Here is a 14,376-nt window from a genome sequence, read left to right as displayed (position 1 = left end):
TTAAACAATTGCTCCGGGTTTTTTATGTAAACCGCATAGTTCTAAAAACTTATTGGTAAATACAGCTCTTGTATCTTCGTCTAATAGGTGATTGCGAGCATCTATCCAATGTTGTACTGTGGCAGCACCATACATATTCTGTATTCGATCGAAATTAAGATTAAAGTTTATTTTACCCCAATGCAGTGTATAAGAAATGTTTTTAGCTTCCAGTCTGTCCCATAATTTTTCATAAAAATTACGAGTAACCTTAGAATCTACACCATCTAATTCTAGTACACAGGTTTTCTGAAATTTTGTAAATCCTAATAACGCCTCAGTTCCTTTTACGTATCGTAATGATATTCCACCGGGAAAAGGATCTCCATCATCAATAATATTTAATATTTCCTGTACTACTTTTGTACTATCCTTTATGTCTATTCCTAAAGCAGCACTCGCTACTTTACCTCTAAATTTAGTATTGTTATAGGTTTCACCAATAGTCCCTTCTAAAGCTGCAGTTTCTTTGTATGCAAGGGGAAATAATAAGTTTACCAGGCTTGGCACCAACTTTGTTGATAATCCTCCAAGACTGTCCATCATTGTTTGTATTAGACCCAATAAATCATCACCATAGGTTAATCCGTTATTATCTCTGGTTCTACGAGTGTAATTGTCTCTGTATTTTCTTTTGTACGCAACTTTAATATATACTCCTTTATCTGTATCATTTGGTTTAAAATCATAGGGATTGATCAATACTTCAAAATGATACAACTCTCTATCAGGAGAAAACTGCGGAAATGGCAAAAGACTATGAATCCCCGAGAAATCCAGTGTTTTCATTGTATGTTTTAATGTATCGTTGTATGCGATTTTATCGATGCGATGCTCTTCTAATAAATATTTCGGCTCGGTTTCTATTAAAACTCCGTGAATAAAACCAAAACTACCAAAACTTACTAATGCAGCATTGAATAAAATATCGTCCTGAATTCTTTCTGCTTCAAGCCAATCAACAAACTTGTCAGACATTATAGGATTGGAGTGACGCTCGAGCCAAATATGCCTATCTTTTCCAATGATTAGATGTAATCCGACTACAAAATCCTGTAAGGATCCTACATTAAACGCAGATCCGTGTGTTCCTGTAGATAAAGCTCCGGCAATAGTTTGACCGTTACTAGCACCTGATGCTTTGATGGATCTATTAGGTCTCTTTTCCTTCTCAAGCTTTGAATTTAATTGTAGGATGGACATTCCGCATTGTGTGAAAAATAAGTTTTCAGGAATACCTCCTTGATCCAAATAAGGATCGGATACATATGATTTGGAAATAGAAAAGGAGAGACGTAAAGATTTTGTATCAATGATTCCTCCTTCGGAAACTGCAACTTTAGAGAAGGACCAACCACTGCCCATGGCTCTAAGCCGAATTTTATTTTTTATGGCGTGAGCAATTAACCATTGAATATTTTTGGTGGTTGCTTTGTATTTTTCTGAGCTTTTAGATAATGAGTGATCATTTCTAAGTTTAAATGAAGCGTTTTTTGTCAGTTTTTGAGTAAAATTCTGATGTCTGTTTTCCCAAGATGTAATAGGAAGTATTTCGATGCCTTTTGGTAATGCCATGTTGGTTGTTTTGTTAGATATATACTTACAAATCTTCGATTGGTGTGTCTACCGGAGCACATTCCCATTCTACAGTTTGCGGTACTACGATACCGATAGTAATCGCAGAAATCAATATATATCCTAAATTAGTGGAGCTGGTAACAGAATTCATTCGTTTAGACTCACATCCAGGATCAATATCCTTTGGTGTTATTAATCCCCAAGCGTAGCTCCAGGAGGTTTTTGTATACTTTACAACAGAATCATTGTCGTATTCACTAACAACACGTGTTGACATACAGCTTTGAAAGCTTATCATTAATGCAAATAGCACACAGATACTTCGTAATTGAATATAGTTTTGCATACCTCAAGTTTTTTTTAGAGGCAATTAGACTTATAGGTAGGTGTATACGTTAGATGTAAAAATAGAGATATCAAGTAGTTTTAAAAAGGGGGTTTTAACTGTATTTTTATATAAATCAAACTTATTGTATAAAGTATATTTAGTTGTACTTTATTTGTTAATAATAATAATTGTGTATATTTATATATACTTTGTTATATTTGTAACATATAATTTTTAACATATATATAATTATACTTTAAATTATATTATGTATCATGTAGTATATTTTGGTATACTTTAAAATGTAAATTATGGATTTTAATAAGCTTTCGGATGATGATGTTTTGTTAGAACTTACACAACGTGTAAAAAAAAGAAGACTTAATCTTAATATAACCCAAGAAGAACTTTCTAAGAGAGCAGGAGTTCACGTACAAACTATTAAGAATTTTGAATCCGGGAAATCGACCACTTTGCTCACATTTATTCAGATTCTCAGGGCGTTTGGAGAATTGGATTCTTTGAGTTCATTTTTACCTGATCCAGGAATAAGTCCTGTAGAATTACTGAAATTAAAAGGCAAGGAGAGGGAAAGAGCTTCTGGCGGTTCTTCTGATAAACCAAAGAAATCATCATGGTAGACGTTATAAAAATAACCCTTTGGGGACAAGAATTGGGGGCTTTAAGCTGGGACACCAATAAGAAGTATGCGTCTTTTGAATTCTTTTCAGATTTCCTGAAAAATAATTGGGATGTTTCGCCTATCCATATGCCCATTCGTAATTCAGAGAAGCGAATCTACAATTTTCCGCGTCTTAATGAAGATACTTTTAAAGGTTTACCAGGGATGTTATCAGACGTATTACCTGATGATTTTGGGAATCGATTAATAGATCAGTGGCTATTACTTAACAATATTCCTAAAACTCAGTTTACACCTTTAGATCGTTTGTGTTATATCGGAACTCGGGGCATGGGAGCATTAGAGTTTCAACCAGCAAGGAATATCGGCAAGAAAATAGCAAGTACCGTAGAAATCGATAAATTGGTAACACTTGCACAAAGAGTTCTAAATTCTAGAGAACAAATTGAACTCAACATTTCTGAAACCGAACACTTAAACGAATTAATAAAAGTAGGTACTTCTGCCGGAGGACAAAGAGCCAAAGCCATTATTGCCTATAATGCAGCGACTAATGAGATTAGATCCGGACAAACCAATGTCCCGAAAGGATTTGAACATTATCTGTTTAAATTTGATGGTGTTAATGATGTATCTCTTGGCGATCCACAAGGATATGGTAGGATCGAATATGCATACTATCTGATGGCTCTGGATTGTGGAATTCAGATGGAACATTCTCAGTTGTTTGAAGAACACAATCGAGCTCATTTTATGACCAAACGATTCGATCGTTTACCAAATAATGAAAAATTACATATGCAAACGCTGTGTTCCTTGGCACATTTTGATTATAAATCTCCGGGAGCATATTCGTATGAAAATGCTTTTGAAATCATGCGACAGCTTAGATTGCCACATCAAGATGCTATTCAGCTCTATAAAAGAATGTTACTGAATGTTATTGCCAGAAATCAAGATGACCATACTAAGAATATTTCATTTTTAATGGATAAAAAGGGTGTATGGAAATTAGCTCCTGCTTATGACATTACATATTCCTATAATCCTACCGGTATTTGGACCAGTATGCACCAAATGTCCATAAATGGAAAAAGAGATGGGTTTACTCTAGGAGATTTGCTTATCGTGGGAGATAAAATAAGTTTCAAAAAGAACAAAGAAGCCATACAACAAGTTTTGGATGTAGTAGCCAATTGGCATGATTATGCAGATAAGGCAGGAATCCCTATAGACCAAGCAAATAAGTTGCAAAAAGCATTTAGAACTGAGTTATAATACAAGTGTTGAAAATATTGTCGGATTATGGTAAGTAGTCGAATTTCGAGTGCATCAATGCTCATTTGATATTCTTTTGAACCCCAAGGCTCTAGAAAGAATTAGCTGCCATCCTGGTCAGGCTGATACTGAAAATGTATAAGTGCTTAAAATGGAGAATATGGTTTATCCCAAAAGTAAAAATGAACTCACTTTATGATATTTTATTGAGCATACGAGTACAGAGGAAATTTGGTGAATAATTTAGGGCAAAATATTCAAAATCTAGTTGTAATAAGCGGGGCAAAATGTTTTAATTTAGAAACTAAACTAAGTGTTTCCATACTCATATACTCAAAAAAATACGTTTTTTAACTAAAATCTTCTCTTAGATAGAACATTAATTTCGACTTGTCGGTAAAGCTCTTTATAGCAATAATTTCGTCATTAAGTTTGTTATAAATGACTTCTGCAAACAAAAAGTCAATGTAAAAAATACTGTAGTAAAAATCACGATTGGCATCATTGATAGAAAATAGATGTATTCCATTGTTCCAAATGTGATGATATTTTTCTGATAAGTCTTGCGAATTAAAACGCTTTTCCAGGGTAGTTTTTTGCATAAGTATATGATTTTAAGATTTAAAGGCAAGACCAATCTACGGAAAAACCGTAACAACACCAACTAAAAAGCATAAAAAATCTATATATTCCCCTAATTGACGTTAAAAATTACTGTTTTTGGGAATCAAATGTTTCAATAAAGGTTTATCGAAAAACACAGAAAACCTTATTTTAGCATCAAATATTTATATTGAATTGGCAGTAGTTTCACAAAATATATTTCTTACCAAAAAGGAAAAACTAACCTGTGTTTCTTGTGGTAAAAAGATTCCGTTAGGAAAATCGTTTGTAGCAGAAAGTGAAAATCATAAAGGTACTTGTTTCAACTGCTCTCCTTTTGTAGGGTATGTATTGTTACCTCCCGGTAATGTCGCCATGACTAGAAGATCTAAGAAGTATTCTACACTTTGTGGAGTAGTTCTAGCTTGGAATCAACGAAGAAAAAGATATGAGCGTAAAGGACAATTGGTAGAACCCGTGGCAATAGAAAAAGCACGATTAGAATGTGAACAAGATCAGGCTGTAAGAGATCTTAAGAATAAAAAAGCGGCTATCATTAGAAAACAAAAAGATCAGGAATTTATCATTAATTTTGCTCGTGCAATCAGAGTTCAATATCCGAATTGTCCAGTTAAACGAGAGTTTGCTATTGCTTTACACGCTTGCGAAAAGTATAGTGGTCGGGTAGGTAGAACTGCCAAGGCAAAAGAGTTTGATACTAAAATGATAGATTTGGCGGTTGAAGCTCATATACGACATACAGAAACCAATTATGATCAACAATTTGATAAAGGAAAACGGAAGAAAGAGATCAGAGTAAATGTCAAATCCGACATTAATACTATTCTAAATAGATGGAAGTAATCTATTCTCAAATGATATAAATACGTATACTCTATAAATGGCTAAAAAAGGAAGAGAAAAGAACACGCTCAATAAAGCAAAACACTCCAAGCTTATGAATCGCAAAAAGAATAAGCTTAGGAAGGAAAAAGAGCTGAGAGCAGAACGACTCAAGGTGATTGTGCAAAAAATGAACGAGTCTAAACAAAATACTCCTGAACATGAGTAAATGTCATTGTGGAAGACTATTATCTTATGATGTTTGTTGTAGAAGAATTCATCAGGATATTACACTGGCAAGAACTGCAGAAGACTTAATGAGATCCCGTTATAGCGCTTTTGTTGTGGCCGATGGTGATTATTTGATGAAAAGTCATCACAGTTCTACGCGTCCTTTAAAAGAAAAGAAGTCTATTGTAAAATGGACTAAATCGGTAAATTGGGTCAAATTAGAAGTCTTAAATTCTTCAAAAGGTTCTGAGTCTGATGAAGAAGGAACAGTAGCGTTTAAAGCTTTTTATTTTGAAAATGGAGCTCTAGAAATAATTCACGAGAATTCTAAATTTGTAAAAGAAAATGGATTTTGGGTATATCTGGGAGAATCTGATAATTCATAAATCAGAATTAGTAATCCAATGAATTTATACGACGAGATCATAAGCATCGTAGATACAAATTTTATTTTTTGTTTATTTCCATTGTTGATGACTCTAATAATTATAGAATTTATCTTCAAAAATAGATTTAAAACGAAACAGGTTTTGAATTTCATACGATGGAGTATTGTTCTGTATACCATAGTATCTATTCTTCATTTTATCATTGCAATCACCTTCTTACCAAATGAGTTTGCATTTATTAACAGAGCTGTTGGACCATATTGGGCAATATATTGGATTATGCTCTTTTCTTCCTCTATACTGCCTTTTACATTGTTAATAAAAAAAATAGGAAGTAAACCCTGGTATATTTTGTTGGTTGCGGTTTGTTTGAAATTAGGAGTTTATTTTGAACGTTTTGTAATTATTCTGTCCGGCTTCCATAGAGATTACCTCCCAAATAACTGTAGTTCTGATTTTTTAAATTTTCCTACTTATGGTATTTTCCTGTTTTTTATACAAGGATTCATATTGGGCATTTTATTACTTATTTTTTTTGAATTGATCCATCGTAAAAACAATATTTAGCGTGAACTAGATATAAGTTTTAAATGTACAGTAGTATCTAAAGGTTTTCCACAACTTCTTTTTCTTTCATTTTTAGATTTATAAAACCTTTTTCATTTACAAAGGGTAACAAAAAAATTCCTTGTGTATATAAAGATGTACTATCAAAACGCGCGCTTGATTACTACAACTTTTTGAGGTAGCCGAAAATCATCAAGAGTAGGCAAAATCTAAACATACAAATAATGAAAAAGGTATTCTTATTACCCAGAGGCTTAGAAAAATTTTCTTTAAAAGAGATTAAAAACATGCAAGCTATTTTAGGAGGAGCAGAAGATGTTCCTGTTATAATTTACTATCCTACTAGTGGTGGTAGACGATGTGCAGATGGTCAGATTTGGTCAGAAAGACTGCAACGATGCGTTGCAGTCGCTGTAGGGACTCCTGCGGAAATTAGGTAAAAATTTGCTTGTTTAAGCAATCTAAAGGATACTAGGCGAAGCCGGAAAAACTTACTTGTACAACCATAATATCTCCGAACTTCGCTTAGTATTTCATATTTCATACTAACTCATTAAAAATATCTCTTATGCAATTCGATGCTTTAATACTCAAAGTGGCCAGTAGATGTAATCTCAATTGTTCTTATTGTTTTATGTATAATCTTGGGGATACCACGTATAAAGGACAACCTAAATTTATGTCCTACGATATGATTGATTCGATCTTGGATAAAACCAAAAGATATATTACTGCGTATAATAAAACCGAATTTTCTTTCATTTTTCACGGTGGCGAGCCTCTATTAATAGAAAAAGATTTTTACAGAACATTTGTCAAGAAAGCGAATCGCATTAAGGAAGAATTGCCAGGAGTTCTTTTTAAATATGATGTACAGACCAATGGAGTTTTGATTGATAAAGAATGGAGTTTGTTATTTAGAGAACTACAAATATATCCCAGCATAAGTGTGGACGGAACCAAAAAAGCACACGACATGTTTAGAGTAGATCATAAGGGAAATGGAAGTTATGATAGGGTATGTAGTGCAGTAAAGTTACTTAATGATCACATAGGGTATGCAGATACAGTTTGTGTTATTAATATTGAAGAAGAACCAAAAGCTATTTATGATAGCTTTAAAATGATGAAAGTAAATTCTGTAAATTTTTTAATTCCAGACTACACGCACGATAATTTTCCTTTTGATAAAGAGGAAACAGCAATGGCTGATTGGCTGATGCAGCTATTTGATATTTGGATGCAAGATACCGAAAGGTACAAAATACCTATGTTTATTGGATTAATCAATAGATTATTGGGTGTTGGGAAAAATAGTAATAACGAATCTACTGTATTGGTAATAGAAACAAACGGCGAAATTGAAGCGATCGATTCATTAAAAGCTTGTGGTCATGGATTTACCAAATCAGGTATGAATGTGTTGTTTAATGATTTTTCGGATATTAAAAAATCACCATTGGGAAAGCTCTATTTTGAAGATAGTACTATCAAGTTACACAATAAATGTCTTCATTGTCCGATTCGAGATATTTGCCAGGGAGGAAGGTTAGTACATCGCTTTAAAAAAGAAAATGGATTTAATAATCCATCGGTGTATTGCAAAGATCTGATAAAGTTAATTTCACATATTCAAAACACCTTGATGAATATTTTTCCTGAGACCTATTCAAATGAAAATGTGACTCCCATGAATAGTTCGGATATTGTCGAGTTTATAAATGATTTGAAAACAGAAGCTCCATTTAGCAACGAATTAGAATATTTTGCAAGAAATTAATGTTATCCTGATTGTAATTTTCTAAATGAAATAAGGACTATACCAAAGAATCCTTTTTGAAATGATTAATTCCAAGGGTATAGATGAAAAATAAGGAAGAAGAAATAGACTACACTATGGGTGAGTTTGCTACAGTGGATCAATGCAGTCTACGAGGGCATCTTCGGTGTGTATACACTACTGGAAAAGAAGTCTATCGTGATGGTCGAAACGGACATAAAACCATACACTGGTGGCGTATGTCGTATATCGGTAGAGCCTGCGCCAGAAGGTTTGGTAAACAAACAGGTATTTTCTATGAAGCATTATTTGCAATACCACATTATATCGGAATCTTTATAGGCAATGTGGCTGGATATTGTGTGTATCTTCTTTTGGGAGCTAAGAAAAAGTAATTCACTATTGTATTGATAATCAGCTGTAAAATTATTTTCCAACAAAAATCTGTTAAAAACTTCATTTCGTATTCTGATTAAAAAACGATTTATTTGCCTTCGGAAAAAAAGTAGTCATTGGAAGAGCAAGGAACCACAGCAAAGAAGTTTACTCGTAATAATTTTTTTAAAAACACTTATTGTGTATTTAAGGGAGTACGCTTAAGAGAAATCTCCAGAAGAAAACCAAATTATAGAAGTGAATCCGGTAGTACGTATTATTATACTACTAATGGAGTATACCGATTATCCAATCATTGGGGAAGAGCAGCTAAATGCAATTGGAGGCTGGTTTCAGAAATTCCTGTGGAGATTGATGATCTTCGTTTAGGATATGCAGATTGGACTGATTTTAGAGAAAATTTAGATCAAGATGTGGATGCCTATTACATTTCGGTTGATTTTACAACCAAAACAGTGACCTATAAGCATAAGGATAATCCTGATTATGATGAAATCGCGATAATCAGACCTGTAGACGCTACTCGCAAATTAATCAAACAGATCAAAAATCTATTAGAAGATCATAAATGGGCTAAATATTATGACTACGATGATCTGGATGAATTTAGAAAAGAAGTAGTGTTAGAGTTGATCAATACGAATAAAACACTGCACGAAATACGTAGGGAATTGGCAGAGTATTAGTAGCTAATCATCTTCAAAGCCACATAAAACCCTACCGAATTTTTTTTCGGCTTTTTCTTTACAGATACTTCTTATACTGTCTTTACAATTACTCAATCCACCACATTTCTTTTTGTAGTGATATGTCTTGCTGGTATAGCTATTGCAGATATATACTTCTTTTTTACATTTGGTCTTTTCCTTTTCCTGATTATCGTTGCTTTTCGTTTTATGTTGTGACCAGATTCCGATATTATTTTGCTTTGCAATGGTTTCTAAAGTATCATAATTAATATCTGAAGAATACTTTTTAAAATGAATAGCGAATCCATTTGTAACCAATTCTTTATTCAGTGTTTTTCCCTGATACACGATCTCAGCTATAAGCCTTCGGTACCGATCATATTTTCCTTTTGATATTACTTTGACCATTTTCCCAAAGCAAAAATTAGAAGTAAATTGTTTAGCTTTTTTCCAATAAGCCTCTTTTTTCTCCGGACAATCAATATGTTCTAATCGTATTACCACGGGTTTGTTCTTATACAAAACTTCTATGGTATCTCCATCTTTGACACCAATAACTTTAGCCTCAAATTTGTCAGGTAGTTTATTAGAGACGAAAATCGTGATCAGAGTGATCATCGACAAGAAAAAGTGTAAATATTGACTCATAGGCTTCTTATTTTCTAAGGATTAAATTAATCATTTTTTACATCAATTACACATACTACGATCTACATAGGTCTTATTACCATTAGAATTGATATAATAACATCCACCTCTGGAACCTCGAATATATCTTCTGGTAGTTCTAGGTTTATTTCGTTTCTTTTTGGTAGTACTGCTATTTAGAGAATTACTATAGTTAACGGATTTCGTAAAGTATTGTTTATCAGATTTGTAGCTGCTTTTATTTCCTAACTTTTGGTCAATAGAGTCAATTCGTTTTTGAATATCCCGCACTTGTTGTAATAATTCATCTCGCTGCTTTACTAATTCTTCTTTTAAGTAGAGTGTGGTTTCTACGCTTTGGGAATGACATTGATAGGAGGCGGTGATTAAAAGGAATAGCAGTACTATATATCTTTTCATTTTTTTAATAGTATAAAGTCCTTAATAATTTTATCCATATTGGAAGGGAGATCCGCATTTTTAATAGCAAATCTTTTCACATTCATTGATGCTAACCAATTTTTCCAATAAAGTCTAATAACATCCTCTTCATAAGGATTGTCTTTATTTGGATGTAACCCTAAAATCAGTACTTCCAGATTGTAGAGGTCATTTGCTGCAGGAATGAATCCGAAATTTTGATCTTCGATTTTATTTTTCCAATCCTCAGTATTTAGCCTTTTAGATTTTATATACTGGGGTATTAAATAAGAGGTTAAGTTAGCATCTTGACGTTTGATATCTTTATGATAGATATAACCATCGGTTAATACAATTAGAACATTCCTGATTTTATCTTCAATGCAATAATCTTTAACTTTGTTCTTGAAAAATCCCCAAGTATTAGAACCTACATAATCATTATCAGAGATTGCTTGATTATAGATTTCGATCGGAAGTGTTGCATAAACTGAATCGATACTACATAATAGATCATTTGTTACAGTAGTCTTATCAACTTGAAATTTTAACATATTGGAGATATCACTAATTTCTTTTGTTTTAGGTTCTGGATCAAAAAATAGTTGAATCTTGTCATTCATTTGATTAATTCTTTTTGTCCTTAGGTGAAAGTTGAAAGCTTCGGCTATAGATTGTATATATTCAACATCCCTTTCATAATATTCCATTGATTCTTTTGGAAATTTTTTAGGGTCAATTCTATCAGAAAGATCCAAAAGTATACTTATGTTTAGATTTTCCTTCTGATTTTTATTGGAAGTAAATATTTTGGGTATTGGTTTACTTTCAAAGCATGATGTTATTTCTTTTTTTTGTTCTTCCTTACCACACGAAAAAATCATCAAGATTGCTATAGAATATGTGTATAATTGCTTCATTATAGTTGTTTTTTAGTAAATAATAGATGCTGATGATCTATTTGATTCAATTGATGCTCATTTAAATGAGCAGCTGATACCTTTTCGCATTCATCCAATAACTCCTGTTTTTTGTCATGTGGTAGAGCTAGTTCAGCATTTATTGACTGATACCATCCTTCTTTATATTGATAATGGTAATGAAGGTACTCTTTGACTGGAAAAACAAACCCATCAATTTGGGATTGTAATTCTGATATTTTCCCTGTAATCGAAGTTATCTCATGTTTTATTTTATCTATGTTACTTAGTAATTCGGTTTTCTTATCCAAAAGGTTTTGAAGTTCTTCCTTTTTAGCTCTTATAAAGGCTTTTATTTTGTCTACGTTTTCATATTCCTTCATCACAAAATCAAATACTAATCCCCAAATGATATAAACTACAAACCCCGCAAAGATTATCATCCAGAATTCCGCCTCTTCCAATGCTATCTGCAAACCATAAGGATCAGAACTGGGTGTTCGGTTGAAGTCATAAATTTTCTTTTCAATGATATAAGCCAATAAACCATCAAAAAGAAATGTAACAAGAAACAAAAGACCTATTTTTAGATAACTACCGAATCCTTTCCTTTTTTGAACCATATGAATGACATAACCCAATCCCATAAAAACAAAGGGGATGGTTATCACTAATAACCCTTCTAGCCAACTAGCTTTTATAGCATTAGTAAGTGCATTAGGATCAAAGATAGCTGCGGTTAAGCTATCGTTAGAAAATTCTTTAAAAAAAGCAGAGTATGATGCTGAAATATAAAAAACCAATAAGTAAATAGAAATTGGAAGTAAAATAAAAAGTCCTATGTAAAACTGTGCCTTTGGTCTTTTATCAGCATCGATGCCAAAATGATCTGGGTTTTGTTTAACATCAACCATTTCATGTTTTTTGACTTCAATATCTCTATTAATATTGTTTTCTTGTTCCTCATATATTGCAATAGCAGTTTCTCTTTTTTTTAATTCAGTTCTTTGTCTTTCTTGTTCTTCTTTGTAAGGCTGTTTTAAACGCTGTTGTTCTGTTAATTGTTTTCTGCACTGATCTTCAAAACTATTATATAAATTATGAAGACCAGTTCTTAACGTAATAGGACTTCCTGATGCTTTTTTAGAAGCACCATAACCACTTTGATAATATGTTATTCTTATTTGTTCGGCTTGATTTTCTTCGTTATTATTTGAAGTATTAGATTTAGACTCAACTTTTTTAAGTGTAAATAGTTTTTTTACAGACTCCATAGGTTAAGATTTTATTTGTTCAATGATTTCTTCCTTACTAATTCCCTTCTTCACACAATCCAAAAGGTAGTCTGAGAGATCTTCAATATTTTCTTCTAAGAATTGAAACTTTCGACAATATTTTTTCAAAGTTATAATTTCATCTTCTGTAATTTTTTCATCAGCCCAGATCATTCGCGTCAAATCATATAGATATTCGATACGCTCATCTAAACTTTCTGGTATTATCGATTCGTGATCTATTGGACTCAGTAATAATTTTTCAAGCTCTTCTTTTTGAATACCTCGTTCTTCAGCAAAGTGATACAGCATTTGAAGTTCAGGTATACCAAAAGTATCATCAGATAGAGCCATTTTATAAAGCCTTAAGAAATGACTTTTTAATTCTGCCGAGACTGTATAGTTTTCCATATTTAGTTTATTATTAAGGAGATTAGAATTATAATAAAAAGGATGATTAAAGAGGCACATCCATTTCCGCTATTATTGTTTGGTTTTCTTGTCCTTCGGACAGAACTGGTATAATGACCTCTTACATATGTTCCATCTTTTCTGTAATATCCTCGTCGATACGCCATGTTGTTTGCTTTTGATTAACTACATTTACAGCCTTCTCCTACAATCCAATCGCAACAAAAATCATTTTCGCATGTGCCTTTATTTTTGCCAGAGCATCCACAATTAGATGTGTCTGGACAGATATTATTAGAACTATCACTAGAGTCATCTAATTCAGAGCAAGAGTTCATGGTTATTAGTACACAGAGAATTGTTAATGTCAAAAGAATAGTTTTTTTCATTTTCATAAGTTTTATAGCATTAATACGGCCGTTGTTAAGACCAATAGAATTAAAAATAAACACCCACTTTCTTTAGTCTTTTTAAAAGACTTACGATAGACATTCCTGGAATTTCGGTTCTAATTGAATATCCTTTAGAACTTATGGAGCCTCTTTTAGTTCTTTAACTAGGGGTGATACCAGACTTGTTAATATTTAAACCAAATCCTTTACCTAATCTTATCCTACTTATTGTATTTGAATCCCATAAGTTCTAACTATTACTTCGGAGGTTTTCTTTTATGAGGTTTTACAGGGACAGTCTTTGGTCCAGGTTTAGGTTTATTTGGATTTGGTCTGGGTGTTGGAGAAGGTTTAGATCTTCTATGAGGTTTTACAGGAACTGTTTTCTTTGCCATTTATTTGTATTTATAAATTAATCGTTCAGAGATTTCTTTTTCTTCTATAATTTCTTGATTGGGTAATAACATTAATTTCTGATCATTTATAGGATGATCAAAAATGATGAAGTCACTTCTACAATTCTGATATCTATATCGTAATGCTTTTAATCCTGAAATAAACCCTTTTTTGCAAGTTTCTTCATATACATAGTTCGAGCAGGATTTTCTGAAAATGCAGCGTCTTCTTTTAGATTTGGCGACGAAAAACCAGTATAGCTTTATTGGTATGATTAGAAGGATTTTCACTGGCGAGTTATTTTCTTATAAAAACAACCATTTGTCTTGAAGTTGTAAAACCTGGACTGCTTCCAAGTCCAAAACAACCATTAACCGGTTTCACATAAGTAGTTACACTTTCAAGTCTGACGTACTTCCAACCATTGTTATCTTGTTCGTTTATAAGTTTTTCCAATTGATCTGCTACGACTTTTGAAGTTTCTTTATTTCCAATAGAAGCCACGAAGGGTATAACTTTATATTCCATAATTAATTTTTTATTTGAATATT

22 protein-coding genes are annotated in these 14,376 nt (G+C 32.6%); 10 read left to right on the top strand and 12 right to left on the bottom strand.

The genetic code is table 11. The features are described from left to right. Entirely contained in the window at nt 1-1,614 is a 1,614-nt protein-coding gene (locus ACE94K_RS15725; RefSeq protein ID WP_378174320.1) for a hypothetical protein, read from the bottom strand. A 25-nt stretch (nt 1,615-1,639) separates the two neighbouring features. Beyond that, nucleotides 1,640-1,963: a hypothetical protein gene (locus ACE94K_RS15720; protein WP_378174317.1), complete on the bottom strand. Its 324-nt coding sequence runs from the start codon at nt 1,961-1,963 to the stop codon at nt 1,640-1,642. A gap of 293 nt (nt 1,964-2,256) precedes the next feature. On the opposite strand from ACE94K_RS15720, the gene ACE94K_RS15715 reads away from it, so the two are divergent. Then, nucleotides 2,257-2,586, top strand: coding sequence for a helix-turn-helix transcriptional regulator (locus tag ACE94K_RS15715; RefSeq protein ID WP_378174314.1), 330 nt, complete (start codon nt 2,257-2,259; stop codon nt 2,584-2,586). Next, entirely contained in the window at nt 2,580-3,866 is a 1,287-nt protein-coding gene (locus tag ACE94K_RS15710; protein ID WP_378174311.1) for a type II toxin-antitoxin system HipA family toxin, read from the top strand. Before ACE94K_RS15715 ends, ACE94K_RS15710 begins: the two co-directional genes overlap by 7 nt. 350 nt (nt 3,867-4,216) lie before the next feature. On the opposite strand, the gene ACE94K_RS15705 is transcribed toward ACE94K_RS15710, so the two are convergent. Then, on the bottom strand, nt 4,217-4,468 hold the full coding sequence (locus tag ACE94K_RS15705) for a hypothetical protein (protein ID WP_378174308.1): 252 nt from the start codon (nt 4,466-4,468) through the stop codon (nt 4,217-4,219). Between the two features lie 118 nt (nt 4,469-4,586). On the opposite strand from ACE94K_RS15705, the gene ACE94K_RS15700 reads away from it, so the two are divergent. From ACE94K_RS15700 to ACE94K_RS15665, 8 genes are all read left to right on the top strand, one after another. Then, the gene (locus ACE94K_RS15700; RefSeq protein ID WP_378174306.1) at nt 4,587-5,333 is read left to right on the top strand and encodes a DUF2293 domain-containing protein; all 747 of its coding nucleotides are present in this window, start codon (nt 4,587-4,589) and stop codon (nt 5,331-5,333) included. Between the two features lie 37 nt (nt 5,334-5,370). Next, nucleotides 5,371-5,541, top strand: a complete 171-nt coding sequence (locus ACE94K_RS15695) for a hypothetical protein (RefSeq protein WP_378174303.1) — start codon at nt 5,371-5,373, stop codon at nt 5,539-5,541. Continuing rightward, a complete protein-coding gene (locus tag ACE94K_RS15690; protein WP_378174300.1) occupies nt 5,534-5,929 on the top strand; it encodes a YchJ family protein in 396 nt (131 codons plus the stop codon). Before ACE94K_RS15695 ends, ACE94K_RS15690 begins: the two co-directional genes overlap by 8 nt. 144 nt (nt 5,930-6,073) lie before the next feature. After that, a complete protein-coding gene (locus ACE94K_RS15685) occupies nt 6,074-6,499 on the top strand; it encodes a hypothetical protein (RefSeq protein WP_378174297.1) in 426 nt (141 codons plus the stop codon). A 224-nt stretch (nt 6,500-6,723) separates the two neighbouring features. Then, the gene (locus ACE94K_RS15680; protein ID WP_378174295.1) at nt 6,724-6,939 is read left to right on the top strand and encodes a hypothetical protein; all 216 of its coding nucleotides are present in this window, start codon (nt 6,724-6,726) and stop codon (nt 6,937-6,939) included. A 128-nt stretch (nt 6,940-7,067) separates the two neighbouring features. Beyond that, nucleotides 7,068-8,279: a radical SAM protein gene (locus ACE94K_RS15675; protein ID WP_378174293.1), complete on the top strand. Its 1,212-nt coding sequence runs from the start codon at nt 7,068-7,070 to the stop codon at nt 8,277-8,279. 83 nt (nt 8,280-8,362) lie between these two features. Further along, entirely contained in the window at nt 8,363-8,674 is a 312-nt protein-coding gene (locus ACE94K_RS15670; protein WP_378174290.1) for a hypothetical protein, read from the top strand. 117 nt (nt 8,675-8,791) lie between these two features. Continuing rightward, nucleotides 8,792-9,361, top strand: a complete 570-nt coding sequence (locus tag ACE94K_RS15665) for a hypothetical protein (protein ID WP_378174287.1) — start codon at nt 8,792-8,794, stop codon at nt 9,359-9,361. Nucleotides 9,362-9,364: 3 nt separating this feature from the next. Here the strand turns inward: ACE94K_RS15665 and ACE94K_RS15660 are convergent, their stop codons facing one another. The 9 genes from ACE94K_RS15660 to ACE94K_RS15620 all read right to left on the bottom strand — a co-directional run bounded on the left by ACE94K_RS15660 (nt 9,365) and on the right by ACE94K_RS15620 (nt 14,353). Continuing rightward, on the bottom strand, nt 9,365-10,012 hold the full coding sequence (locus tag ACE94K_RS15660; RefSeq protein ID WP_378174283.1) for a thermonuclease family protein: 648 nt from the start codon (nt 10,010-10,012) through the stop codon (nt 9,365-9,367). Nucleotides 10,013-10,054: 42 nt separating this feature from the next. Continuing rightward, the gene (locus tag ACE94K_RS15655; RefSeq protein ID WP_378174280.1) at nt 10,055-10,432 is read right to left on the bottom strand and encodes a hypothetical protein; all 378 of its coding nucleotides are present in this window, start codon (nt 10,430-10,432) and stop codon (nt 10,055-10,057) included. Then, nucleotides 10,429-11,352, bottom strand: coding sequence for a hypothetical protein (locus ACE94K_RS15650; RefSeq protein WP_378174277.1), 924 nt, complete (start codon nt 11,350-11,352; stop codon nt 10,429-10,431). Before ACE94K_RS15650 ends, ACE94K_RS15655 begins: the two co-directional genes overlap by 4 nt. After that, nucleotides 11,352-12,626, bottom strand: a complete 1,275-nt coding sequence (locus tag ACE94K_RS15645) for an ABC transporter permease (protein WP_378174275.1) — start codon at nt 12,624-12,626, stop codon at nt 11,352-11,354. The genes ACE94K_RS15650 and ACE94K_RS15645 overlap by 1 nt, the downstream gene beginning before the upstream one ends. A 3-nt stretch (nt 12,627-12,629) precedes the next feature. Continuing rightward, entirely contained in the window at nt 12,630-13,037 is a 408-nt protein-coding gene (locus tag ACE94K_RS15640) for a hypothetical protein (protein WP_378174272.1), read from the bottom strand. A 2-nt stretch (nt 13,038-13,039) separates the two neighbouring features. After that, a complete protein-coding gene (locus ACE94K_RS15635; RefSeq protein WP_378174269.1) occupies nt 13,040-13,204 on the bottom strand; it encodes a hypothetical protein in 165 nt (54 codons plus the stop codon). 482 nt (nt 13,205-13,686) lie between these two features. Further along, nucleotides 13,687-13,824 carry a hypothetical protein gene (locus ACE94K_RS15630; protein ID WP_378174267.1) on the bottom strand — a complete coding sequence of 46 codons (138 nt, stop codon included), beginning with the start codon at nt 13,822-13,824 and terminating at the stop codon, nt 13,687-13,689. Beyond that, complete coding sequence (gene yidD, locus ACE94K_RS15625; RefSeq protein WP_378174264.1) at nt 13,825-14,115, bottom strand: membrane protein insertion efficiency factor YidD; 291 nt, start codon at nt 14,113-14,115, stop codon at nt 13,825-13,827. It abuts the gene before it with no gap. Between the two features lie 7 nt (nt 14,116-14,122). Beyond that, complete coding sequence (locus ACE94K_RS15620; protein ID WP_378174261.1) at nt 14,123-14,353, bottom strand: hypothetical protein; 231 nt, start codon at nt 14,351-14,353, stop codon at nt 14,123-14,125. Nucleotides 14,354-14,376 lie beyond the last annotated feature (23 nt).

Source organism: Aquimarina besae, assembly GCF_042434905.1.
Classification (GTDB): Bacteria; Bacteroidota; Bacteroidia; order Flavobacteriales; family Flavobacteriaceae; genus Aquimarina.
Note: the sequence above shows the minus strand (reverse complement) of the source record. Positions and strands in the feature narration are given on the sequence as shown.

Bases quoted from the DNA above. Each gene is read 5' to 3' on its own strand.
- ACE94K_RS15725 (WP_378174320.1), bottom strand. From the start codon at position 1,614: ATGGCATTACCAAAAGGCATCGAAATACTTCCTATTACATCTTGGGAA.
- ACE94K_RS15720 (WP_378174317.1), bottom strand. From the start codon at position 1,963: ATGCAAAACTATATTCAATTACGAAGTATCTGTGTGCTATTTGCATTA.
- ACE94K_RS15715 (WP_378174314.1), top strand. From the start codon at position 2,257: ATGGATTTTAATAAGCTTTCGGATGATGATGTTTTGTTAGAACTTACA.
- ACE94K_RS15710 (WP_378174311.1), top strand. From the start codon at position 2,580: ATGGTAGACGTTATAAAAATAACCCTTTGGGGACAAGAATTGGGGGCT.
- ACE94K_RS15705 (WP_378174308.1), bottom strand. From the start codon at position 4,468: ATGCAAAAAACTACCCTGGAAAAGCGTTTTAATTCGCAAGACTTATCA.
- ACE94K_RS15695 (WP_378174303.1), top strand. From the start codon at position 5,371: ATGGCTAAAAAAGGAAGAGAAAAGAACACGCTCAATAAAGCAAAACAC.
- ACE94K_RS15690 (WP_378174300.1), top strand. From the start codon at position 5,534: ATGAGTAAATGTCATTGTGGAAGACTATTATCTTATGATGTTTGTTGT.
- ACE94K_RS15680 (WP_378174295.1), top strand. From the start codon at position 6,724: ATGAAAAAGGTATTCTTATTACCCAGAGGCTTAGAAAAATTTTCTTTA.
- ACE94K_RS15675 (WP_378174293.1), top strand. From the start codon at position 7,068: ATGCAATTCGATGCTTTAATACTCAAAGTGGCCAGTAGATGTAATCTC.
- ACE94K_RS15670 (WP_378174290.1), top strand. From the start codon at position 8,363: ATGAAAAATAAGGAAGAAGAAATAGACTACACTATGGGTGAGTTTGCT.
- ACE94K_RS15660 (WP_378174283.1), bottom strand. From the start codon at position 10,012: ATGAGTCAATATTTACACTTTTTCTTGTCGATGATCACTCTGATCACG.
- ACE94K_RS15655 (WP_378174280.1), bottom strand. From the start codon at position 10,432: ATGAAAAGATATATAGTACTGCTATTCCTTTTAATCACCGCCTCCTAT.
- ACE94K_RS15650 (WP_378174277.1), bottom strand. From the start codon at position 11,352: ATGAAGCAATTATACACATATTCTATAGCAATCTTGATGATTTTTTCG.
- ACE94K_RS15645 (WP_378174275.1), bottom strand. From the start codon at position 12,626: ATGGAGTCTGTAAAAAAACTATTTACACTTAAAAAAGTTGAGTCTAAA.
- ACE94K_RS15640 (WP_378174272.1), bottom strand. From the start codon at position 13,037: ATGGAAAACTATACAGTCTCGGCAGAATTAAAAAGTCATTTCTTAAGG.
- ACE94K_RS15635 (WP_378174269.1), bottom strand. From the start codon at position 13,204: ATGGCGTATCGACGAGGATATTACAGAAAAGATGGAACATATGTAAGA.
- ACE94K_RS15630 (WP_378174267.1), bottom strand. From the start codon at position 13,824: ATGGCAAAGAAAACAGTTCCTGTAAAACCTCATAGAAGATCTAAACCT.
- ACE94K_RS15620 (WP_378174261.1), bottom strand. From the start codon at position 14,353: ATGGAATATAAAGTTATACCCTTCGTGGCTTCTATTGGAAATAAAGAA.